The sequence below is a fragment of the Stappia sp. WLB 29 genome (assembly GCF_023507705.1).
Classification (GTDB): Bacteria; Pseudomonadota; Alphaproteobacteria; order Rhizobiales; family Stappiaceae; genus Stappia.
In genome coordinates, this window is the sequence record NZ_JALBGD010000003.1 from 319,694 (window position 1) to 339,738 (window position 20,045).

Genomic DNA, 20,045 nt, shown 5'->3' on the forward strand with positions numbered 1-20,045 from the left:
TCGAGAGGCCCTCGGCTCGCCGGTCCCGGGTCGCGCTTCGCTTGCCCGGGAGGACGCCGGGAGAGGTGTGCGTCTGGGAGGAAGACGGGAGGGTGCGCGTCGTCGCCACCGCTCTGGGAACGAATGGGCCCCGGCGCGCGGCTTCGCCTTGGCCGGGGTGACGGCCGAGAGGATGTGAGGTGCTGCTATCCTCTCGGAGGTCATCCCGGTCCAGCGCAGCGCAGAACCGGAACCATTGGTGCCCTCAGTGGGTGTGAGGCGGGCGACGCGTGTTCCACCCTCCGCCGTCATACCTGCGCAGGCAGGTATCCAGTATCCGCCGGGGCGGGGGACGGCGCGAAGGAGCCTTGGCGAGGGTCATCCGCGGCACCGCTGCGGCGCGGGCTCAATCGTTCGGGGTTACTGGTTCCCGGTCTTCGGCTTCGCCGAAACCGGGATGACATCCTGCGGATGGGGTTTACGGCGGAGGGGAGGCGGGGCGCGCCTTCCCTTGGAGGTTCGCCCGCCGGCGCAAACGGGGCTTTTCCTCACGCCGGTGCACGGCGGCCTCACCAAGGCTTGAACAGGCGTGCCGCGACCTGCACCTTGCGAAGGACTATGTGTCCGGTGACGGGTGCCCGCCGCATGGGCGGGGCCGAGCGAATGGACGGCGAAATGCAGGTATCCGGAACCAGAACCCCGGCCTATCGGGCCTATATCCCGTGGCGGGAGCGCAATGGGCGGTTCTCGCCGCTCGGGCTTGCCGTGTTCCTTGCGATCCTGGCGCCCGGCGCGCATCTCGCCTACGGGCTTCTTGCCGGTACGCTCGGCGCCAAACCGGTCACGGAAGTGCTGCACGGCACCGGCGACTGGGCGATCCGCTTCCTGCTGCTGTCGCTGCTGGTGAGCCCGCTGCGGCGGGTGTCGGGCTGGGGCAAGCTCATCGGCATCCGCCGCATGCTGGGCCTTGCCGCGGCCGGCTACGCGCTGGCGCATCTCGGCCTCTATGTCGTCGACCAGTCCTTCGACCTTGCCAAGGTCGCGAGCGAGATCGTGCTGCGGGTTTATCTCACCATCGGCTTCGTCGCGCTCGTCGGCCTGCTGGCGCTTGCCGCGACCTCGACCGACGGGGCGATCCGCCGGATGGGCCAGACCTGGCACCGGCTGCACCGGCTGACCTACGCTATCGCGGTGCTGGCGGCGGTCCACTTCTTCCTGCAATCGAAGGCGGACGTGACCGAGGCGGTGCTGATGGCCGGTTTCCTGATGGCGCTGTTCGCCTGCCGCATCGTCCAGAAGATCGGCCTGAGGCTGGCCTCGCCGCTGGTGCTGGCAGGGATCGCCGTCTTCGCCGGCCTCGCCACCGCCGGCATCGAGTACCTGTGGTACGCGCTGGCGACCGGGGTGCCGGCCGAGCGGGTGCTCGCCGCCAATCTCGACTTCCGCTACTCGATCCGCCCGGCCTGGTGGGTGTTCGGCGTGATGCTCACTATTGCCGCCCTGCCGCTGGTCTTGAGGCTCGGCTCCCGCGCGCGGCAGGCGGCCGCCCAAGGCGCGGCAGGGCGCGGCTGATCCGCTCCAGCGGCAGATTTCCGCCATTTTTCCCGGAAAGGCTTTGCGACGGATCGGGCGACAAAAATAAATCGCACACAATTATATTGTGCGCGATCTAACTTACGCCTATATAGGGGTCGGCACCGAGCCATACTCGGCAACGCACCGACGCACATGCAAAGGAGATCGACATGGCCATTCTCTACACCGCTCACGCCTCCGCCACCGGCGGGCGCACCGGCAACGCCAAGTCCGACGACAACCGCCTCGAGGTGACCCTTTCGACGCCGAAGGAACTCGGCGGCGACGGCGGTGCCGGCACCAATCCGGAGCAGCTGTTTGCGGCCGGCTATTCGGCCTGTTTCCTGGGCGCGATGAAGTTCGTCGCCGGCCAGCAGAAGCTGAAGCTGTCGGAAGAGACGCAGGTCGCCGCGGATGTGGGCATCGGCCCGCGCGACGACGGCACCGGCTTCGGCATCGCCGTGACGCTGAACATCACCGTGCCGGGCCTCGACAGGACCGAGGCGCAGACGCTGGTGGAAAAGGCGCATGTGGTGTGCCCCTATTCGCACGCAACGCGCGGCAACATCCCGGTCACTCTGAACGTGAAGTAAGGCCGGACGCTCCACGACCGGGGCCTGAAACGGCCCCGCCCGGAGCCGTGGTCGGGTTTTTCCGACCTTGCCCTCAGCTCTCGTCGCCGCCGTCGTCCTGCGGGACGGCGCGGCGGCGGGACTCGCGAAAGGCGACGTGCTCGCGCTCCAGCTGCTCCAGCACGGTGCCGACACGGGCAAGTGCGCCGACGGTGGCGCGGAAGCGGCCCGCCCGCGATTCGAACAGGCGGGTGGCGATATCGGGGAATTCCTGCAGCATGCGCTTGAACAGCGCCCGGCGGATGCGGATCACCTCGGTCGGGCCGACGGCGACGGCACGGGCCGGGCGGCGCGTCTCGACCAGCAGCGCGGTCTCGCCGATCAGGCTGCCGGGGCCGAAGGTGCCGAGTTCCTTGCGCTCCTCATCGGCGCCTTCCAGCAGCACCTCGCCGCTGGCGACCACAAGGCCGGCATCGGCGCGCTCGCCCGCGATGAACAGTACCTCGCCGTCGCGATAGGAGACGTTCTCGGCCGAGAAGGCGAGCAGGCGCATCTGCTCGTCCGGGAACTCGGCGAGCAAGGGCACCTGGCGCAACAATTCCATATCCCGGACGAGACTCATGCCTTGAGCATTACGCCGAAGGCGGCGATTTGCACAAGCCCGGAAACCGTTTGCGCGGGCCGGCGGGCCGACTGCCGGTGGACAGTTCGTCCCCGGCCGGCCGGAGGGATCAGGGAACGAGCTTGTAGCCGCCGGCCTCGGTGACCAGCAGTTCGGCATTGGACGGGTCGCGCTCGACCTTCTGCCGCAAGCGGTAGATATGGGTCTCGAGCGTGTGGGTGGTGACGCCCGAATTGTAACCCCAGACCTTGGTCAGCAGCACATCGCGTGTGACCGGCTTCTCGCCCGCCCGGTAGAGGAACTTGAGGATCGAGGTTTCCTTTTCCGTCAAGCGGATCTTGGCGCCGGACTCGTCGGTCATCAGCTTCTGCGCCGGGCGGAAGGAGTAGCGGCCGATGGTGAAGACCGCGTCCTCGCTCTGCTCGTGGCTGCGCAGATGCGCCCTGAGACGGGCGAGCAGCACGGCGAACTTGAACGGCTTGGCGACGTAGTCGTTGGCGCCGGCCTCGAGCCCCAGGATCGTGTCGCTGTCGGTGTCGTGGCCGGTCAGCATGATGATCGGCGCCTTGAAGCCCTTCTTGCGCAGCAGCTTCACAGCCTCGCGGCCGTCGATGTCCGGCAGGCCGACATCCATCAGGAGAAGGTCGGTATGGCCTTCCTCGGCGAGCTTGATGCCGGCGGCGGCGTTCGGCGCCTCCTGGGTCTCGAACTCGTCGTAGAGCGACAGTTGCTCGACCAGCGCCTCGCGAAGATCGTCGTCGTCGTCGACGATGAGGATTTTGCGTGCGGGCATGGTCGTGTCCTTTCCTGACCGAAGGGCATGGCGTGGAATCTGCACCTGTTTTCCTGACATAAGCAAGCGGACACGATTGCGCGAGGGCGCATTGACGCAAAGCCCGCCTTGCGCCAACAAATCTTGCTCACGCAACCTTGAGCCCCGGGTGAGGACGCCGCCGCCATGACGCTGGATCTTGTCGCACCGCGCCGCCGGCCGGCCTTGCCTGTCGAGGAAGAGGGAGGCGAAACCCTGAGGGTCCGGGCGATTTCGGCGGGTGCGACGCGCGGCGTGCTGCAGCTCGGCGCCTTCACGGCGGCGTGTGCGATCGGTCGCGGCGGGATTTCCCGGTTCAAGCGCGAGGGCGACGGGGCAACGCCGGCCGGGCGCTTCGAGCTGCTGCAGGTCTACTATCGCTCCGACCGGGGCGCGCGGCCGCGCTCGGCCCTGCCGGTTGCGCCGCTGCCGCGCGCCGGCTGGTGCGATGCGCCCGGCCATCCGCGCTACAACCGGCTGGTGCCGCTGCCCTTTGCCGCCTCGCACGAGGTACTGTGGCGGGACGATCCCCTCTACGACATCGTCGTGGTGCTCGACTGCAACCTCCATCCGGCGGTGCCGGGGCTCGGCAGCGCCATTTTCTTCCATCTGGCGCGGCCCGGCTACACGCCGACGGAAGGCTGCGTGGCGGTGGCGCGGGCGGACATGGAGCTGCTGCTTTCCGCCTGCGGTCCGGGCGCTGCCATCGAGGTCGGTTGAACGCCGCGATGAGATTGTCGCGCCTGCATTGAACACTGCGTCCAGCGGGCGCGCCTTGGTGCGGCGGGGCGGGGCGCCTATCTTTGACGAAACGACGTGTAACAGCCCGCCTCATCGAGGGCGGGAGAAAGGCGAAGTCCCATGTCCGTCAGACCCGTGACCCATCTGGAAACGGCGAAGCCGACGCTGGAAGGCGCCGGCGTGAAGCTGCACCGCGCCTTCGGCTTCGGCGATCCGACCGCGCTCGATCCGTTCCTGCTGTTCGACGATTTCCGCAACGAGCGGCCGCAGGACTACAAGGCCGGCTTTCCCTGGCACCCGCATCGCGGCATCGAGACCATCACCTATGTGCTGGCCGGCACCGTCGACCACGGCGACAGCCTCGGCAACCAGGGCACGCTGGGCGCGGGCGACATCCAGTGGATGACCGCCGGCAGCGGCATCATGCACCAGGAGATGCCGAAGGGCGATGCCAGGGGGCGGATGCACGGTTTCCAGCTGTGGGCCAACCTGCCGTCCTCGCTGAAGATGACGAGCCCGCGCTACCAGGACGTGCCCTCGACCGAGATCCCGGAAATCACCGACGACGACGGCACCCATGTGCGCGTCATCTGCGGCGAGTTCTGGGGCAAGCGCGGCCCGGTCGACGGCATCGCCGCGGACCCCAGCTATGCCGACATCTTCGTGCCGGCCGGGCGCACCAAGCGGTTCAAGGTCGACACCTACCGCAAGGCCTTCGCCTATATCTTCGAGGGATCGGGCACGTTCCGCGACGCCTCGCAGCCCTTCGGCGTGCTGCTGGAGAAGGAGGTCGACGGCGAGGAGGTGCATGTGCGCGACCAGAGCGGCGACCGCACCCTGGTGCGCTTCGGCACCGGCGACGAGGTGACCGTGACCGCCGGGCCGAACGGCATCCGCTTCCTGCTGGTCTCCGGCGCGCCGATCCGCGAGCCGGTGGCCTGGCACGGGCCCATCGTCATGAACACCCGCCAGGAGCTGATCCAGGCGGTGAGCGAGCTGCAGAAGGGCACCTTCATCCGCGAGGGCGCCCGGCGCTGAACGGGGCGCTGAGGAACCCGGCCGGGCGGCAGGTCCGCCCGGCCGGACCGTCCGTTCGCCCCGGCGGTCCGCCGCCTGCCAGCGCAGCAAAACACGCGAGCACTGGAACCGCGCGCCCTTTTCCGCCATATAGACGGGAAACGGCCGGTCGCGCCTTCCTCGATATCGAGGCGCGCGCCGCAGATGGCCAGCCCCGCGCGACAGGCGGCGGGCGGCGAGATGGACGATTTTCGCGATGAGCGAGCGCAGGATTCCCTTTCTGAAGATGAACGGGCTGGGCAACGATTTCGTTGTCTGGGATGCCCGTGAGGCCCCCGTGCGCCTCGACCGGCAAGCGATCCGCCGGATCGGCGCGCGGGACGGCGGCATCGGCTTCGACCAGATGATCACGGTGGAACGCAGCCCCGGCGGGGCGGATGCCTTCATGCGGATCCACAACCGGGACGGCGGCGAGGTGGATGCCTGCGGCAACGCCACGCGTTGCATCGGTCGGCTCCTGATGGAGGAAAGCGGCAACGCGGCGGCGACCATCGAGACCAATGCGGGGCTGCTGAAGGCCTCGGCGACGGGGGATGCGCGCCGGGTCACGGTGGACATGGGCCGCCCGCGCTTTGCCTGGAACGAGATCCCGCTGGCCGAGGAGTTCCACGACACGCGGGCGATCGAGCTGCAGATCGGGCCGATCGATGCACCGATCCTGCATACGCCCTCGGTGGTCAATGTCGGCAATCCGCATGCGATCTTCTGGGTGCGCGATCTCGACGCCTACGACCTTTCGCGCATCGGGCCGATGCTGGAGAACCATCCGATGTTCCCGGAGCGGGCGAACATCTCGCTCGCCCATGTCCTGTCGGGCGACGAGGTCGAGGTCCGGGTGTGGGAGCGCGGCGTCGGGCTGACGCAGGCCTGCGGCACGGCGGCCTGCGCCGTCGGCGTCGCCGCCGCGCGCGACCGGCGCACGGGGCGCAAGGTACGGGTGCACCTGCCGGGCGGGCCGCTCGACATCGAGTGGCGCGAGAGCGACGACCACATCCTGATGACCGGCGACACCGAGGTGGAGTTCGAGGGGCTGCTGGACCCGGAGACGCTGACCTTCGAGAAGACCGCGCCCGGCGACCGGCCGATCCTCGAGGTGGTCCGGTGAGCATCGACGTCGTCACATTCGGCTGCCGCCTCAACGCCTACGAATCCGAGGTGATGAAGCGCGAGGCGGAGGCCGCCGGCCTCAAGGACGCGATCCTGATCAACACCTGCGCGGTGACGGCGGAAGCGGTGCGCCAGGCGCGCCAGTCGATCCGCAAGGCGCGGCGCGACAATCCGGGCGCGCGCATCATCGTCACCGGCTGCGCCGCCCAGACCGAGGCGGAGACCTTCGCCGGGATGGAGGAGGTCGACCTCGTCCTCGGCAATTCGGAGAAGCTGGAGCGTGCCTCCTACGGCCGCGTCGCGCAGTTCGGCCTCGACGACAGCGAGAAGATTCGCGTCAACGACATCATGAGCGTGCGCGAGACGGCCGAGCACCTGATCGACGGGCTGGAGGGCCGTGCCCGCGCCTTCGTGCAGGTGCAGAACGGCTGCGACCATCGCTGCACCTTCTGCATCATCCCGTTCGGACGCGGCAATTCGCGCTCGGTGCCGATGGGCGTCGTGGTCGACCAGATCGCAAGGCTTGCCGACAACGGCTACCGGGAAGTGGTGCTGACCGGCGTCGACATCACCAGCTACGGCGCGGACCTGCCGGGCGCGCCGAAGCTCGGCGACCTCGTCGCCAAGATCCTCAAGCTGGTGCCGGGGCTCGACCGGCTGCGGCTGTCCTCCATCGATTCCATCGAGGCGGACCCGGCCTTGATGCGCGCAATCGCCGAGGAAGAGCGCTTGATGCCGCATCTGCACCTGTCGCTGCAGGCCGGCGACGACATGATCCTCAAGCGGATGAAGCGGCGGCATCTGCGCGCCGACACGATCGGCTTTTGCGAGGAGGTGCGCCGGCTGCGCCCGGACGTGGTGTTCGGCGCCGACATCATCGCCGGCTTCCCGACCGAGACCGAGGCGATGTTCGCCAACTCGCTCGCCATCGTCGACGATTGCGGACTGACGCATCTGCATGTCTTCCCCTTCTCGCCGCGCAAGGGCACGCCGGCGGCGCGCATGCCGCAGCTGCCGCGCCAGGTGGTGAAGGAACGCGCCGCGCGGCTGCGCGAAAAGGGCGAGGCGGCGCTGCTGGCGCATCTGGAAGCCGAGCAGGGCCGCGAGCGGCAGGTGCTGATCGAGCGCGAGGGCCTGGGACGCAGCGAACAGTTCACCCAGGTGGAGTTCTCGCCCGAGGCCGCGGCCGGCAAGGAGGCCGGCGACCTTGTCACGCTGCGCATTGCCGGGCATACCGGGCGGCACCTACTGGGCGTAACCACCGGTCGACAGGCGGCATGACGGCATGAGCGAGCAAAAACGCGGATTCCTCGGACGCCTGTTCGGGGGCCGGCAGGCCCCGGCGCGTCCCGAGACGCCGGAAACGCCCGAGACGACGCAAGAAACGCCGGAGACCCACGCGCCGGAAACGGACGCCCGGGATACGGATGCTGCGGGCAGCGGCGCGCCGCAGGGCGAACCGACTGCGCGCGAGCCCGTCGAGGCAGAGCCTTCCGGCGAGACGGCCGAGACCTCGGTGCCGGAAGAGGTCTCTAGCCTGTCCGTGGAGCCGACGGCGCCCGAGACCGTGGAAGCGAAGCTGACCGAAGTCCCTGTTTCCGAGCCTGATCCGGCGCCGGCGGCAGAGGCCTCCGTCGAACAGTCTTCCGAAGACCTTGCTGAAGAGCGGGTCGCAGAGCCGGTCGAGGAGCCCGTTGCAGGGGGGCCGGAAGAGACCTCCTCCGAGGAGGCGCCGCGCCGCTCCTGGCTGTCGCGGCTGACGGCGGGCCTGTCGCGCTCCTCCGCCTCGCTGACCGGCGGCATTTCCTCGCTCTTCACCAAGCGCAAGCTCGATGCGGCGACGCTGGAAGAGCTGGAGGACCTTCTGATCCAGGCCGATCTCGGCGTCGAGACGGCGATGGCGATCACCGAGCGCATTGCCGAAGGGCGGTTCAACAAGCAGATCTCGCCGGACGAGGTGCGCCGGATCCTGGCCGAGGAAGTGACCAAGGTGCTGGCGCCGGTGGCGCAGCCGCTCGTGCTCGACACCGGGCACAAGCCGCATGTGGTGCTGGTGGTCGGCGTCAACGGCACCGGCAAGACCACGACCATCGGCAAGCTGGCGGCGAAACTGTCGGCCGAGGGGCGCAAGGTGATGCTGGCGGCCGGCGACACGTTCCGCGCCGCGGCGGTGGAGCAGCTGAAGATCTGGGGCGCGCGCACCGGCGCGCCGGTGGTTGCCCGCGACACCGGCGCGGATGCGGCCGGCCTCGTGTTCGACGCCATGCAGGCGGCGCGCGACGCGGGCAGCGACGTGCTCTTGATCGACACGGCCGGACGGCTGCAGAACCGCGCCGAGCTGATGGCCGAGCTGGAGAAGGTGGTGCGGGTGATCCGCAAGCACGATCCCTCCGCCCCGCACAGCGTGCTGCTGACGCTCGACGCGACCACCGGCCAGAACGCCATGAACCAGGTCGAGATCTTCGGTCGCACGGCCGGGGTCACCGGCCTCGTGATGACCAAGCTCGACGGGACCGCGCGCGGCGGCATTCTCGTCGCCATCGCCGCCAAGCACGCCCTGCCGGTGCATTTCATCGGCGTCGGCGAGGGCATCGACGACCTCGAGCCGTTCACCGCGGAGGACTTTGCCTCCGCCATTGCCGGAAAGCATACGGAGCACTGATGGAATTCGAACAGGGACCCAACGCGCCGGACCGCAAGGAGCTGTCGCCGCTCCTCAAGCTGGTGCTCGAACTGGGTCCGCTGGGCCTCTTCTTCTTCGCCAATGCGCGCGGGGACGTGCTCTACGACCTGTTTCCCGGGCTGGCGGCGCTGGGCGATCCGATCTTTCTCGCCACCGCCGTGTTCATGGTGGCGATCACCGCCTCGCTCGCCGTCTCCTATGTGCTGACGCGGCGCCTGCCGGTGATGCCGGTCGTCTCCGGCATCGTGGTGCTGGTGTTCGGCGCGCTGACCCTGTGGCTGCACGACGAGCTGTTCATCAAGCTCAAGCCGACCATCGTCAATGCGCTGTTCGGCTCGGTGCTGCTCGGCGGGCTGCTGTTCGGCAAGTCGCTGCTTGGCTACGTGTTCGACAGCGTGTTCCACCTCGACGACGAGGGCTGGCGCAAGCTGACCTTCCGCTGGGGCGTGTTCTTCTTCTTCCTGGCTGCCCTCAACGAAGTGGTCTGGCGAAGCTTTTCCACCGACTTTTGGGTGTCGTTCAAGGTGTTCGGCGTGATGCCGATCACCATCGCCTTCACCCTGTTCCAGCTGCCGCTGATCCAGCGTCACACGCTGGAGGACGACACGGACCGCGCCGGCTGAAAACGCCGGCGGCGGCCTCGTCCGCCGTCAGTTCAGGCTGTCGAACCAGATCTTCCATTCCGGCACCGCGCTGGCGAAGGTGCCGCGATGCGAGGTGGGGCCTGTGGTGACTGCCTCCACGTTGGCATTGCCGGCGCCCATCGCCTGCTGATAGGTCATCGCCAGCCGGCCGAGACCGGTCGCGATGGCCTCGTCCGCCTCGCCGTAATAGGTGCGCACCGGCGTCTGGTAGAGCCAGCGATAGACCTGCGTTTCCGCGACCAGCCGGCCATAGGCCGAGGCGGCGAAGAAGCGGGCATCGAAATAGTCCGCGTTCAGCAGTTCGTGCAAGTCGGTCGGGATCTTCGACGGATCGACGGGCTCGCGGGCATAGGCCTTGCGCGCCAACTCGTAATGTTCGTCCTTGATCAGCGAACGGGCAAGGCCCGGCACGCCGTAATAGTTCTCGAAGGAAAAGGCGGAGAGGATGAACAGGCTGTTGACCCAGTCGGCATCGTTGGCGCGCGGATAGCTGAGGAAGCCGTTGAGCGCGGCGAAGACGTCGATCGGCGCGCTGGCGGTGGCGGTCGCCTCGACCAAGGTGCCGGACTGCTCCAGCCGCTCCAGCATGGCGAGGGTGACGAAGCCGCCCTGCGACCAGCCGCCGAGATAGAGCCCGTCGTCGGCAAGGCCGAGATGGGCGATCACCGCGCGGGCGGCGGTCAGCATGTCCTGGGTCGCCTGCTGGTGGCTGGCCTTGACCATGTAGCCTTCCGGCTCGGCCGAGGTGCCGAGGCCGAAATAATCCGCGCCGATCAACAGATAGCCCTGACCGGCGAACTGGGCGATCATCAACTGGGTTTCCGGCGACTGGTCGGCGAAGGAGGGCACCTGCTCCTTTCCGTAGACCGTGCCGTGCTGGTAGGAGACCAGCGGCAGGCGGGTCGCCTCGACCTCCGGCACCGCCAGCAGGCCGCTGGCGAGGGTCGGACGGTTGCCCTGTTCGGGGATGACCGAGCCATAGGTGATCCGGTAGAGACGCACGGCGTTGGTCGCCGGCGTGTAGGCGACGTCGACGCCGAAGAATTTCGGCGTGTCGACCGTCAGGATGGTGTTGAGCGCGTCCGTGTCGAGCCGGCCGACCAGCTGGTAGCTGACGGTGGAGCTGATCTCGACGGGAGGTTCGAGCGGCGCGGCCGCCGATTGCTGGGCGCCGACGCTGGGTGCGGCAAGGGCACTGCCGAGCACGAACGCCAGGACGGCGAGCGCGCGGCAGGGCAACAGGCGGGCAAGCTGCATGATATCCGGTCCCCGATGAGGCCTCTTATGGGCGCCTCATCGGTACACGGGATTTGCAAAGATAGTCTTGCGAGAGCGGCAGGACTCAGTAGTCGCCGAGCTTCATGTCCGGCTCGTAGTCGACGCCCTCGACCTCCTTGACCACGGCCTGGCCGCAGATCGTCAGGCCGCGCACCGCGTCGAAGGAAAGCTGCGGCGAGCCCTGAAGCTGCCAGCCCTTGTTGAGGGCGGCGGTGACCCGGTGGCAGAAGGCGCTGTCGTCGGGGCCGGTGATGAAGCGGTAGAGTTTCATGGGGGTGTTCCTTGCTGCTGGATCAGGAAGCGCGCGCGGCGATGGCGTCGGCGATGGCGACGAGGCGGGCGCCCATTTCGGCGTGGAGCCGCTCGACCATGCGGCCCTCGACCTGGATCGCGCCCTTGGCGGCGTTTTCCGGCCGTTCGAACTCGGCGATGATGCGGCGGGCCCAGGCGATGTCGGCCTCCGCCGGGGTGAAGGCGGCATTGCAGGGGGCGGCCTGCTTCGGGTGGATCAGCGTCTTGCCGTCCATGCCCATTTCCGCGCCCTCGCGGCATTCGGCGGCAAAGCCGGCGTCGTCGTCGAGCGTGTTGTAGACGCCGTCGACGATGTCGATGCCATAGGCCCTGGCGGCGGCGACGCAGGTCATCAGCCAGGGGCGCATCGGCGCGCGGCCCGGCACCAAGGCGGCGCGGGTTTCCTTGGCGAGATCGTTGGTGCCCATGACGAAGCAGGCAAGGCGCGTCTCGGGATTTGCGGCCGCGGCGGCGATGGCGGCGGCGTTCAGCATGGCGAGCGGGGTTTCCATCATCGCCCAGAGCCGGACGCTTGCTGGCACGCGCGCCGCGTTGAGCTTGTGCGCGACCCGCTCCAGATCTGCCGGGGAGGACACCTTGGGCAGCAGGATCGCATCCGGCCGAGCGGCGATCGCCATGTCGAGATCGGCCGGCCCCCAGGGCGTCGACAGGCCGTTGATGCGGATCACCACCTCGCGGTGGCCGTAGCCGCCCTGGGTCAGCGCCGCGCGGATCTGTTCGCGTCCGGTCTCCTTGGCGTCGGGCGCGACCGCGTCCTCGAGATCCAGGATCAGCGCATCGACGTCGAGGCTGCGGGCCTTTTCCAGCGCGCGGGCGTTGGAGCCGGGCATGTAGAGGACGCTGCGGCGGGGGCGGATCGTGGCGGGTGCGGTCATCGGGGCCTCGTCTGCTGTAGGTGTCCGGGGCGAGCCTTTCGTCTAGGCGCTCGGCTCGTTCTCCGCCAGCCGTCTTTTCGTCGGAGAACGGAAGATCATGTCCTTTGCCGCGACCAGCGCGCCGACGGTGACGAGACCGCAGGCGAGCGCCACCACCAGGGTGAAGGCGCCGAAGCCGAAGGCGATCAGCAGCAGCGTCGACAGGACCGGCGCGGCATAGGCACCGGCGCCCAGCACCTGGATGTCGCCGTGCTTGACGCCGATGTCCCAGACGAAGAAGGCAAGGCCGACGGGAAAGGCGGCGAGCGCCAGCACCGCGCCCCATTCGCCGGCACTCGCCGGCCAGACGGTGGTCTCGAAGGCGAGATGGGCGGCGAGCGATAGGGCCGAGGTACCGAGGCAGAAGCCGGCGACGGCTTCCGTCGGCACCTTGCCGAGGCGGCGGGAGAGCACCGAGTAGCTCGACCAGAACAGGGCCGAGGCGCAGGCGGCGAGATAACCCGGCACATGGGCGGGGTCGAGCGTCAGGCCCTTGCCGCCGGTGACCAGCAGCGCGGCGCCGGAAAGGCCGAGCAGCGTGCCGAGGACGTGGTGGGCCTTCAGCTTTTCCCCCGGCAGCAGCGCCGAGAACACGACGATCAGCAGCGGCCAGGTGTAGTTGATCAGATTGGCGTCGACCGGCGGGGCGTTGCGGATGGCGGTGAAGTAGAAGAAGTGGAAGCCGAAGAGGCCGAGCGTGCCGAAGGCCATGACCCCGAGGGGCTGGCGGATCCGCGCGAGGCGGCCGGTCAGGCCCAGCCAGACCATCGCGGCAAGGCCGGACAGGCCGAAGCACAGGGCGTTGAGCAGGAAGGGCGGCACCTTGCCGGAGGCGGCGCCGAACAGGCCGAGGGTCGACCACATCAACACGGCGGTGAGGCCGATCAGGGTGGCGCGCAGGCGACCGGAGGCGGCGAGGCTGGGCTCGGACATCGGGCGGGTTCCGGATGGAAGACGGCAGGTCGACGACTATTCGCAGCCGGGTGCGGCGGCGTCAATCGCGCGCGTACGGGTTGTTGCCCTGCGGCGCATCAGGCAGTTGAAATCGCCGCGTCATTCGGGGCAAGGTGGCGACCCGGTCCGGCATCGTCCGGCAAGTCCTGAATTGTCTCGGAGTGTTCATGAGCACCATCGCCATCAAGAAGCTCGGCCCGGACGACGCGCCGGCACTGGCCCCGCTGATCGCCGAATATGCGCAGGCGCTGAAGCGCGGCGCACCGCGCCGGCCCGACCAGTTTTACGCCGAGCGCATCCTCGGCGACCGGACGGCGGAAGTGATCGGCGCCGAGTTCGAGGGGCGCCTGGTGGGCTTTGCCATCTATTTCGACCTGCCGGAGATCATTTCCGGCCTGCGCACCGGCCAGCTGGACGAGATCTACGTGCATCCGGACGCCCGCAACAACGGCGTGGCGCGGCGGATGATCGAGTGGCTGGTGGGCGAGGGCGGACAGCGCGGCTGGTACGAACTGCGCTGGATCGTGCCGGGCAAGAATGCCCCGGCCGTGGCGCTCTACGACCAGATCGCCGAGCCGGCGGACTGGAAGGGCTATATCCTGGCCATCGACCGCGGCAGCAACTGAGGCCCACGGTCCTCCGACATCGCGCCTGCTCGCAGCCTCAGCGCATCGGCGGCAGCGTGCCGACGGGAATGAAGCCGACGCGTGCGGTGCCGCCGGCAAAGGCGAGCGGCACGGCGACGGCGGGCTCTCCGTCGAGGGTGGCCGGCTGACCGAAGGCGGCGAGCGCCCCGGCGAGGCTGGTCGGCACGTTGGAGCCTTCAGGGAAGAACGGGGCGAGCAGCGGCGGCAGGCCGGCGGCCCCGGCAACGGTGAGCGGCAGCGTGCCGTTGAGCCGTCCGGCCTCGTCCAGCCAGAGGCTGCCGCTGGCCGACAGGGTGACCCCGCCCGAGGCGAGGCGCAGCTCGCGGATGCTGAGCGCGCCCTCATCCTTCAGCAGCGCGATCAGGTCTGCCCCGCGCGGGGCGAGCAGCGCCGCGCCGCCGGCGAGCCGCACATCGGCCAGAACATCGACAGGCGCCGCCGTTCCCGGCAGGGCGAGCGCGTCGAGCCGCAGGGCGGCGTCGGCCGCGCCGTCCATGTCCGGCGACTTGCGCAGGTGCAGGTTGGCAAGGCCGGCGGAGGCCGAGAGGCTGTCGTCGGCGAGGCTGAACCGGGGGGCGACGATCTCCACATCGCCGCGGTTAAGGTCGCTGTTGCCGAGGCGCAGGCTGGCGCGGGCGGTGGTCCAGGCGGCCTTGAGGCCGGGGACGAGTCCTTCCGCTTCCACATTGGCCGGGCTGTCGGCGTCGACGATCACATGCCAGGGATTGTAGGCGAGGGCGACGGCGCGGAAGCCCTCGAAGCTGGCGCGCTCGCCGCGAAGGCCCGCGACGCTCAGCGGCTGGCAGGACAGCTCGAAGCGGAACGGAAAGCCGCCGAGGTCCTGGTCGGTGCAGGCGATCTCGCCGCCTTCCGCCTGTGCCGCCAGACGCATGGTGGTGAAGAGGTCCGAGACCATGCCGCGGGCAACCGTCCAGTAGCCGCTCCACAGGGCGATCACCAGCACCACCAGCGTCGCCAGCAGGATGTAGCCGCGCCGCGACCCAGCCTTGCGCGCAGGCGTGCCTGGGGTAAGCGGGGAGCGGGGCGTGTCGTCGGTCATGTCAGCTGTCCTGCGGTTTTGCGCCCCGAACGGGCGCCGTGATGCCTGAAAGCACGGGTCGGAGGCGGATTCAAGGCCGTTCGCCACAGTTGCCAGCGACGGCCGCTGTTGCTAGGTCGTTTGACCCGACGGGACGGGAAGGGTTGCATGCAGGACAGGCAGGATCTTTGGGTGTTCGGATACGGGTCGCTGATGTGGCGGCCGGGCTTCGAGTACGAGGAGGCAATGCAGGCGGTGCTGCACGGGGCCCACCGTTCGCTCTGCATCTATTCCTGGGTCCATCGCGGCACCGAGACGCGGCCCGGCCTGGTGCTCGGCCTCGACCGGGGCGGGGCCTGCCGGGGCTTGGCCTTTCGCGTTGCCGCCCGCCGGCGGGACGAGGTGATCGCCTATCTGCGCGAGCGCGAGCAGGCGACCATGGTCTACCGCGAGGCGCATCGCCGGGTGCGGCTCGAGGGGCGCGCCGACCGGCAGGTGACGGCGCTGACCTATGTGGTCGACCGGAGCCATCCGCAATATGCCGGCGTGCTGTCGCTGGAGCGCCAGCTGGAGCTGGTGAGCGGGGCCGTCGGCCAGTCCGGCGCCAATCCCGACTATGTGCTCAACACGGTCGACCACCTGTCGCAGATCGGCATCCGCGACCATGGGCTGGAAGCGCTGGGCAAGCACCTGCGCCAGTCGATGGCTCCACAGCTCTCCGCCGGCTGAGCGGCCGCCTCAAGCGACCGCCGAGGCTGCCAGTCCGCCGCGCGCGACGATGAAGTCGAGCACGTCGGAAACGCCCTTTCCTTCCTTGACATTGGTGAAGACGAAGGGCCGCTCCTTGCGCATCAGGCGGGAGTCCCGGTCCATCACCTCCAGTGAGGCGCCGACCAGCGGCGCGAGATCCGTCTTGTTGATGACGAGAAGGTCCGAGCGGGTGATGCCGGGCCCGCCCTTGCGCGGGATCTTGTCGCCGGCGGAGACATCTATGACGTAGATCGTCAGGTCGGCGAGCTCCGGCGAGAAGGTGGCGGCGAGATTGTCGCCGCCCGATTCGATCAGGATCAGGTCGAGGGCGGGAAAGGCCGCCTCCAGCTCGGCGACGGCGGCAAGGTTGATCGAGGCGTCCTCGCGGATCGCGGTGTGCGGGCAGCCGCCGGTCTCCACGCCGCGGATGCGCTCGGGCGCCAGCGCGCCGGAGCGGGTCAGGAACTCGGCGTCCTCGCGGGTGTAGATGTCGTTGGTGATGGCGGCGATGTCGTAGGTGTCGCGCAGCCGCTTGCACAGGGCGTCCATCAGGGCCGTCTTGCCGGAACCGACGGGGCCGCCGATGCCGATGCGCAGGGGGCCGTTGGGGGAGGGCATGGGGATCTCCTTCGAAAGGCCGCTCAAGAGCGGAACAGCCGGGTGTACTGGGTTTCGTGCTTCATGGAGGCGATGTCGGCGGCAAAGGCGCAGCCGCCGACATCGTCCAGCGGGGCTTGAAGCGCGGTGGCGGCAAGGGCGACGACGTCCGTCCCCAGGCCGTTGACGACCCGCTGGCCGTCGGTCTGGCCGAGCGGCACGGCGCGCACGGCCGCCGAGACGAGGTTGGCGGCAAAGGCATGCAGGAAGGCGGTGGCGACCGGCCCGGCCGGCAGGCCCCAGGCGGCGGCGGAAGCTGCAAGCGCCAGCGCATAGGTCCACCCCCCGCGCGCAAGGGCTGCCTCGCCTTTCGTCAGGCGGGCGAAGAGGCGCGTTGCCGCCGTGTCGCCGGGCGGCGGCCAGGCGCCGATGATGGCGGCGATGAAGGCGTCGCCCTGTGCGGTCGCCTCCAGCCGGCGCTCCGAACTCGGCTGCAGGGCAAGCGAGAGGTCGAGCAGTTCGCGGAACGCCGCCTCGTCGCCGAGGGCGGCGGCCCGCATGCCATGGACGAGCAGCAGCGTATCGCTCCAGCCGGCGCCGTGGCGCAGGACGCCGCTTGTCCAGGCCTGCAGCGTTGCCGCATCGCGCACAGCGCCGTCCTCGACCGCCCATTCCAGGCCGTGGCTGTAGGTATAGGCGCCGACGGGGAAGGACGGCGACATCCAGGCGAGCAGGGCATGCAGCCCCGCGCCGGAGACGGCGCCGGACCCGGTGCTTGTCTCAGGAGCCATCCGCAGCTGTGCCGTCATGGGAGTGCGCGTGCGAGTGGGAATGGGAGTGCGAGTGGCCGTGATGGTGGTGGTGGCCGGCCTCACGGGAATGCGAATGCCCGTGGGAATGCGCGTGGTCGTGATGGGCATGATCGTGCCCCTCTACCGTGCCGTGGCCATAGGCGCCGCCTTCCGGATCGAAGGGGGCGACGAGCGGCGTGATCTTGCCGCCGAGCCGGACCACCAGGTCCTCGATCACGTGGTCGCGGCGGATGCGCAAGGCCCCGGGAAGGAGCTGGGTCGGCAGGTGGCGGTTTCCGAGATGCCAGGCGATGCGCAGCAGGTCGTCGGCCGTCTCCGCCTCGATATCGACGAGTTCCTCGCCGGCGGCGAGGATCGCGACGATGCGGCCGTCCTCCAGCCGCAGCGCGTCGCCGTGATGCAGCTGCACCGCGCGCGGCAGGTCGAGCAGCACGCGGGTGCCGCCGGCGCAGTCCAGCACCGCGCGACGGCGGTGCCGGTCTTCCCGGTCGAGCACGACGCTGTCGGCCGGCGCACCTTCCCAGCTGCCGGCGGAAAGGATCTCCTGCACGCGGATCATGCGATGGCCTCGGCTCCTCGTTTCATGGCGGCGGCAAGCGCCGGACGCGACCGGACGCGCTCGAGGTAGTCGGCGACGGGGCCGCTCTCCGGCAGGTCGAATTTCGCGAGCTTCGCCCAATTGGCGCAGTGGGCGATCAGGATGTCGGGCACGGTGAACTTCGCCCCCATGACGAAGGGGCCTTCGCCCAGAAGCTGCTCCAGATGGCGCAGGCCTTCGGCGAATTCGGCCGCGCAGACGCGCTTGACCTCCGGCACGCGCAGTTCCTCCGGATGGATGAAGCTGTTCTTGGAGGCCGTCCACAGAGCGCCTTCCAGAACGTCGACGGCGAACTGGGTGACCCCGTCCTGGCGTGCCCGGTCGAGCGTGCCGGCGGGATAGGTCAGCTTGCCGTGCTTGTCGGCGAGATACTGGCAGATGGCGACGGAATCGGTGAGCGTCGTGTCGCCGTCCTTGAACACCGGCACCTTGCCGGTCGGGTTGAGCGCGGTGACCTCCGGGGCGTGCGGGGCCGCCGGGATGTAGTCGTAAGGTTCGCCCAGTTCCTCCAGCATCCACAGGACGCGCATGGCGCGGGTGCGCGGATAGCCGATCAGCGTGTACATGCAAAAAACCTCCGGTCGGTGACGCTTCCTCCGTCTCCGAGCCTAGAACAGGAAATAGCGCTGGGCCATCGGCAGGACCTTTGCGGGTTCGCAGGTCAGCAGCTCGCCGTCGGCACGCACTTCGTAGGTCTCCGGGTCGACCTCGATCATCGGCGTGGCGTCGTTCAGCACCATCGAGGCCTTGGATATCCCTGAGCGGGTGTTGGAGACCGGCAGCACCAGCCGGTCGAGGCCTAGCCGCTCGCCAATGCCGTCGTCGTAGGCGGCCTGCGAGACGAAGGTGACGCTGGAGGCGGTCATCGAGCGGCCATAGGCGCCGAACATCGGCCGGTAGTGGACGGGCTGCGGCGTCGGGATCGAGGCGTTGGGATCGCCCATCGGCGCGGCGGCGATGGTGCCGAGCTTCAGCACCAGCTCCGGCTTGACGCCGAAGAAGGCGGGATCCCACAGCACCAGGTCGGCCAGCTTGCCGACTTCGACCGAGCCGACATGCTGCGAAATGCCGTGGGCGATGGCCGGGTTGATCGTGACCTTGGCGATGTAGCGGCGGACGCGCAGGTTGTCGTTGTCGCCGCTTTCGCCGGAAAGGCGCCCGCGCTGGACCTTCATCTTATGGGCGGTCTGGAAGGTGCGGATGATCACCTCGCCGACCCGGCCCATGGCCTGGCTGTCGGAGGCGATGATCGAGAAGGCGCCTATGTCGTGCAGGATGTCCTCCGCCGCGATGGTCTCCTTGCGGATGCGGCTCTCGGCGAAGGCGACGTCCTCGGGGATCGAGCTGTCGAGGTGGTGGCACACCATCAGCATGTCGAGATGCTCGTCGATGGTGTTGACCGTGTAGGGCCGCGTCGGATTGGTCGAGGAGGGGATGACGTTCGCCTCGCCGCACAGCTTGATGATGTCCGGGGCGTGGCCGCCGCCGGCACCTTCCGTGTGGAAGGCGTGGATGGTGCGGCCCTTGAAGGCGGCGGTGGTGTTTTCCACGAAGCCGCTCTCGTTGAGCGTGTCGGTGTGGATCATCACCTGGATGTCGTAGGCGTCCGCCACCGCAAGGCAGCAGTCGATGGCCGCCGGCGTGGTGCCCCAGTCCTCGTGCAGCTTCAGCGCGCAGGCGCCGGCCAGGATCTGCTCCTCCAGCGCCGCCGGCAGCGCGGCATTGCCCTTGCCGGCGAAGGCGAGGTTCATCGGGAAGGCCTCGGCCGCCTGCAGCATGCGCTCCATGTGCCAGGGGCCGGGGGTGCAGGTGGTGGCGTTGGTGCCGGTCGCCGGGCCGGTGCCGCCGCCCAGCATGGTGGTGACGCCCGACATCAGCGCCTCGTCGATCTGCTGCGGGCAGATGAAGTGGATATGCATGTCGAGGGCGCCGGCGGTGACGATCTTGCCCTCGCCGGCGATGGCCTCGGTGCCCGGGCCGATGACGATGTCGACGCCGGGCTGGATGTCCGGGTTGCCGGCCTTGCCGATGCCGGAGATGCGACCGCCGGTCAGGCCGATATCGGCCTTGTAGATGCCGGTATGGTCGACGATCACCGCATTGGTGATGACCGTGTCGACGGCACCTTGCGCCCGCGTGCGCTGGGACTGGCCCATGCCGTCGCGGATCACCTTGCCGCCGCCGAACTTCACCTCCTCGCCATAGATCGTGAAGTCCTTCTCGATCTCGATGACGAGATCGGTGTCGGCAAGGCGGAGCCGGTCGCCGGTGGTCGGTCCGAACATGTCCGCATAGGCGGCGCGGCTGATCTTGAAGGGCATCGGCGTCTCCGT

Annotated in this window: 22 protein-coding genes; 10 read left to right on the plus strand and 12 right to left on the minus strand. The window is 69.0% G+C overall.

Features of this window, described 5'->3' with window-relative positions:
* The first annotated feature begins 654 nt into the window (after positions 1 to 654).
* Positions 655 to 1,551: a protein-methionine-sulfoxide reductase heme-binding subunit MsrQ gene (gene msrQ, locus MNI96_RS07790; RefSeq protein ID WP_249691861.1), complete on the plus strand. Its 897-nt coding sequence runs from the start codon at positions 655 to 657 to the stop codon at positions 1,549 to 1,551.
* A gap of 173 nt (positions 1,552 to 1,724) precedes the next feature.
* On the plus strand, positions 1,725 to 2,147 hold the full coding sequence (locus MNI96_RS07795; protein WP_249691863.1) for an organic hydroperoxide resistance protein: 423 nt from the start codon (positions 1,725 to 1,727) through the stop codon (positions 2,145 to 2,147).
* Positions 2,148 to 2,220: 73 nt separating this feature from the next.
* Here the strand turns inward: MNI96_RS07795 and MNI96_RS07800 are convergent, their stop codons facing one another.
* Positions 2,221 to 2,730, minus strand: a complete 510-nt coding sequence (locus MNI96_RS07800; protein ID WP_249691865.1) for a cyclic nucleotide-binding domain-containing protein — start codon at positions 2,728 to 2,730, stop codon at positions 2,221 to 2,223.
* Between the two features lie 127 nt (positions 2,731 to 2,857).
* Positions 2,858 to 3,541, minus strand: a complete 684-nt coding sequence (locus tag MNI96_RS07805) for a response regulator transcription factor (protein ID WP_249691867.1) — start codon at positions 3,539 to 3,541, stop codon at positions 2,858 to 2,860.
* Positions 3,542 to 3,706: 165 nt separating this feature from the next.
* Here MNI96_RS07805 and MNI96_RS07810 point away from each other — a divergent pair, with 165 nt between their 5' ends.
* From MNI96_RS07810 to MNI96_RS07835, 6 genes are all read left to right on the plus strand, one after another.
* Positions 3,707 to 4,279 carry a L,D-transpeptidase family protein gene (locus MNI96_RS07810; protein WP_349629139.1) on the plus strand — a complete coding sequence of 191 codons (573 nt, stop codon included), beginning with the start codon at positions 3,707 to 3,709 and terminating at the stop codon, positions 4,277 to 4,279.
* A gap of 141 nt (positions 4,280 to 4,420) precedes the next feature.
* Positions 4,421 to 5,338, plus strand: a complete 918-nt coding sequence (locus MNI96_RS07815) for a pirin family protein (RefSeq protein ID WP_249691869.1) — start codon at positions 4,421 to 4,423, stop codon at positions 5,336 to 5,338.
* 235 nt (positions 5,339 to 5,573) lie between these two features.
* Positions 5,574 to 6,482, plus strand: coding sequence for a diaminopimelate epimerase (dapF, locus tag MNI96_RS07820; protein ID WP_249691871.1), 909 nt, complete (start codon positions 5,574 to 5,576; stop codon positions 6,480 to 6,482).
* Positions 6,479 to 7,765 (plus strand): tRNA (N(6)-L-threonylcarbamoyladenosine(37)-C(2))-methylthiotransferase MtaB, encoded by a 1,287-nt coding sequence (gene mtaB / locus MNI96_RS07825; protein WP_249691873.1) that lies wholly within the window; start codon positions 6,479 to 6,481, stop codon positions 7,763 to 7,765. Before dapF ends, mtaB begins: the two co-directional genes overlap by 4 nt.
* A 4-nt stretch (positions 7,766 to 7,769) precedes the next feature.
* Positions 7,770 to 9,146, plus strand: a complete 1,377-nt coding sequence (ftsY, locus tag MNI96_RS07830; RefSeq protein WP_249691875.1) for a signal recognition particle-docking protein FtsY — start codon at positions 7,770 to 7,772, stop codon at positions 9,144 to 9,146.
* Positions 9,146 to 9,790, plus strand: coding sequence for a septation protein A (locus MNI96_RS07835; RefSeq protein ID WP_249691877.1), 645 nt, complete (start codon positions 9,146 to 9,148; stop codon positions 9,788 to 9,790). The genes ftsY and MNI96_RS07835 overlap by 1 nt, the downstream gene beginning before the upstream one ends.
* Positions 9,791 to 9,817: 27 nt before the next feature.
* On the opposite strand, the gene MNI96_RS07840 is transcribed toward MNI96_RS07835, so the two are convergent.
* From MNI96_RS07840 to yddG, 4 genes are all read right to left on the minus strand, one after another.
* Entirely contained in the window at positions 9,818 to 11,068 is a 1,251-nt protein-coding gene (locus tag MNI96_RS07840) for an alpha/beta hydrolase family protein (RefSeq protein ID WP_249691879.1), read from the minus strand.
* An 85-nt stretch (positions 11,069 to 11,153) separates the two neighbouring features.
* Entirely contained in the window at positions 11,154 to 11,360 is a 207-nt protein-coding gene (locus MNI96_RS07845; protein ID WP_249691881.1) for a DUF1737 domain-containing protein, read from the minus strand.
* A 22-nt stretch (positions 11,361 to 11,382) separates the two neighbouring features.
* Entirely contained in the window at positions 11,383 to 12,276 is an 894-nt protein-coding gene (locus MNI96_RS07850) for an HpcH/HpaI aldolase/citrate lyase family protein (protein WP_249691883.1), read from the minus strand.
* Between the two features lie 42 nt (positions 12,277 to 12,318).
* On the minus strand, positions 12,319 to 13,248 hold the full coding sequence (yddG, locus tag MNI96_RS07855; protein ID WP_249691886.1) for an aromatic amino acid exporter YddG: 930 nt from the start codon (positions 13,246 to 13,248) through the stop codon (positions 12,319 to 12,321).
* A gap of 188 nt (positions 13,249 to 13,436) precedes the next feature.
* Between yddG and MNI96_RS07860 the strand changes: the two genes are divergently transcribed.
* A complete protein-coding gene (locus MNI96_RS07860) occupies positions 13,437 to 13,895 on the plus strand; it encodes a GNAT family N-acetyltransferase (protein ID WP_249691888.1) in 459 nt (152 codons plus the stop codon).
* Positions 13,896 to 13,932: 37 nt separating this feature from the next.
* On the opposite strand, the gene MNI96_RS07865 is transcribed toward MNI96_RS07860, so the two are convergent.
* A complete protein-coding gene (locus tag MNI96_RS07865) occupies positions 13,933 to 14,976 on the minus strand; it encodes a DUF2125 domain-containing protein (protein ID WP_249691890.1) in 1,044 nt (347 codons plus the stop codon).
* A gap of 147 nt (positions 14,977 to 15,123) precedes the next feature.
* Here MNI96_RS07865 and MNI96_RS07870 point away from each other — a divergent pair, with 147 nt between their 5' ends.
* Complete coding sequence (locus MNI96_RS07870) at positions 15,124 to 15,684, plus strand: gamma-glutamylcyclotransferase (RefSeq protein WP_249691893.1); 561 nt, start codon at positions 15,124 to 15,126, stop codon at positions 15,682 to 15,684.
* A gap of 9 nt (positions 15,685 to 15,693) precedes the next feature.
* On the opposite strand, the gene ureG is transcribed toward MNI96_RS07870, so the two are convergent.
* The 5 genes from ureG to ureC are packed head-to-tail and all read right to left on the minus strand — an operon-like array spanning position 15,694 to position 20,033.
* Complete coding sequence (gene ureG / locus MNI96_RS07875; RefSeq protein ID WP_249691894.1) at positions 15,694 to 16,323, minus strand: urease accessory protein UreG; 630 nt, start codon at positions 16,321 to 16,323, stop codon at positions 15,694 to 15,696.
* Between the two features lie 23 nt (positions 16,324 to 16,346).
* On the minus strand, positions 16,347 to 17,093 hold the full coding sequence (locus tag MNI96_RS07880) for an urease accessory protein UreF (protein WP_249691897.1): 747 nt from the start codon (positions 17,091 to 17,093) through the stop codon (positions 16,347 to 16,349).
* Positions 17,083 to 17,673, minus strand: coding sequence for an urease accessory protein UreE (locus MNI96_RS07885; protein ID WP_249691900.1), 591 nt, complete (start codon positions 17,671 to 17,673; stop codon positions 17,083 to 17,085). Before MNI96_RS07885 ends, MNI96_RS07880 begins: the two co-directional genes overlap by 11 nt.
* Positions 17,670 to 18,278 (minus strand): glutathione S-transferase family protein, encoded by a 609-nt coding sequence (locus MNI96_RS07890; RefSeq protein ID WP_249691902.1) that lies wholly within the window; start codon positions 18,276 to 18,278, stop codon positions 17,670 to 17,672. The genes MNI96_RS07885 and MNI96_RS07890 overlap by 4 nt, the downstream gene beginning before the upstream one ends.
* Positions 18,279 to 18,320: 42 nt before the next feature.
* On the minus strand, positions 18,321 to 20,033 hold the full coding sequence (gene ureC, locus MNI96_RS07895) for an urease subunit alpha (RefSeq protein ID WP_249691904.1): 1,713 nt from the start codon (positions 20,031 to 20,033) through the stop codon (positions 18,321 to 18,323).
* Positions 20,034 to 20,045: the final 12 nt, after the last annotated feature.

Excerpts from the sequence above, each read along its gene's own strand:
- MNI96_RS07815 (WP_249691869.1), top strand. The coding sequence starts at position 4,421 with ATGTCCGTCAGACCCGTGACCCATCTGGAAACGGCGAAGCCGACGCTG.
- MNI96_RS07860 (WP_249691888.1), top strand. The coding sequence starts at position 13,437 with ATGAGCACCATCGCCATCAAGAAGCTCGGCCCGGACGACGCGCCGGCA.
- MNI96_RS07800 (WP_249691865.1), bottom strand. The coding sequence starts at position 2,730 with ATGGAATTGTTGCGCCAGGTGCCCTTGCTCGCCGAGTTCCCGGACGAG.
- MNI96_RS07835 (WP_249691877.1), top strand. The coding sequence starts at position 9,146 with ATGGAATTCGAACAGGGACCCAACGCGCCGGACCGCAAGGAGCTGTCG.
- MNI96_RS07865 (WP_249691890.1), bottom strand. The coding sequence starts at position 14,976 with ATGACCGACGACACGCCCCGCTCCCCGCTTACCCCAGGCACGCCTGCG.
- MNI96_RS07850 (WP_249691883.1), bottom strand. The coding sequence starts at position 12,276 with ATGACCGCACCCGCCACGATCCGCCCCCGCCGCAGCGTCCTCTACATG.
- ureG (WP_249691894.1), bottom strand. The coding sequence starts at position 16,323 with ATGCCCTCCCCCAACGGCCCCCTGCGCATCGGCATCGGCGGCCCCGTC.
- msrQ (WP_249691861.1), top strand. The coding sequence starts at position 655 with ATGCAGGTATCCGGAACCAGAACCCCGGCCTATCGGGCCTATATCCCG.
- MNI96_RS07840 (WP_249691879.1), bottom strand. The coding sequence starts at position 11,068 with ATGCAGCTTGCCCGCCTGTTGCCCTGCCGCGCGCTCGCCGTCCTGGCG.
- MNI96_RS07880 (WP_249691897.1), bottom strand. The coding sequence starts at position 17,093 with ATGGCTCCTGAGACAAGCACCGGGTCCGGCGCCGTCTCCGGCGCGGGG.
- MNI96_RS07870 (WP_249691893.1), top strand. The coding sequence starts at position 15,124 with ATGCAGGACAGGCAGGATCTTTGGGTGTTCGGATACGGGTCGCTGATG.
- ftsY (WP_249691875.1), top strand. The coding sequence starts at position 7,770 with ATGAGCGAGCAAAAACGCGGATTCCTCGGACGCCTGTTCGGGGGCCGG.
- dapF (WP_249691871.1), top strand. The coding sequence starts at position 5,574 with ATGAGCGAGCGCAGGATTCCCTTTCTGAAGATGAACGGGCTGGGCAAC.
- MNI96_RS07805 (WP_249691867.1), bottom strand. The coding sequence starts at position 3,541 with ATGCCCGCACGCAAAATCCTCATCGTCGACGACGACGACGATCTTCGC.
- MNI96_RS07890 (WP_249691902.1), bottom strand. The coding sequence starts at position 18,278 with ATGTACACGCTGATCGGCTATCCGCGCACCCGCGCCATGCGCGTCCTG.
- MNI96_RS07845 (WP_249691881.1), bottom strand. The coding sequence starts at position 11,360 with ATGAAACTCTACCGCTTCATCACCGGCCCCGACGACAGCGCCTTCTGC.
- MNI96_RS07885 (WP_249691900.1), bottom strand. The coding sequence starts at position 17,673 with ATGATCCGCGTGCAGGAGATCCTTTCCGCCGGCAGCTGGGAAGGTGCG.
- MNI96_RS07810 (WP_349629139.1), top strand. The coding sequence starts at position 3,707 with ATGACGCTGGATCTTGTCGCACCGCGCCGCCGGCCGGCCTTGCCTGTC.
- ureC (WP_249691904.1), bottom strand. The coding sequence starts at position 20,033 with ATGCCCTTCAAGATCAGCCGCGCCGCCTATGCGGACATGTTCGGACCG.
- MNI96_RS07795 (WP_249691863.1), top strand. The coding sequence starts at position 1,725 with ATGGCCATTCTCTACACCGCTCACGCCTCCGCCACCGGCGGGCGCACC.
- yddG (WP_249691886.1), bottom strand. The coding sequence starts at position 13,248 with ATGTCCGAGCCCAGCCTCGCCGCCTCCGGTCGCCTGCGCGCCACCCTG.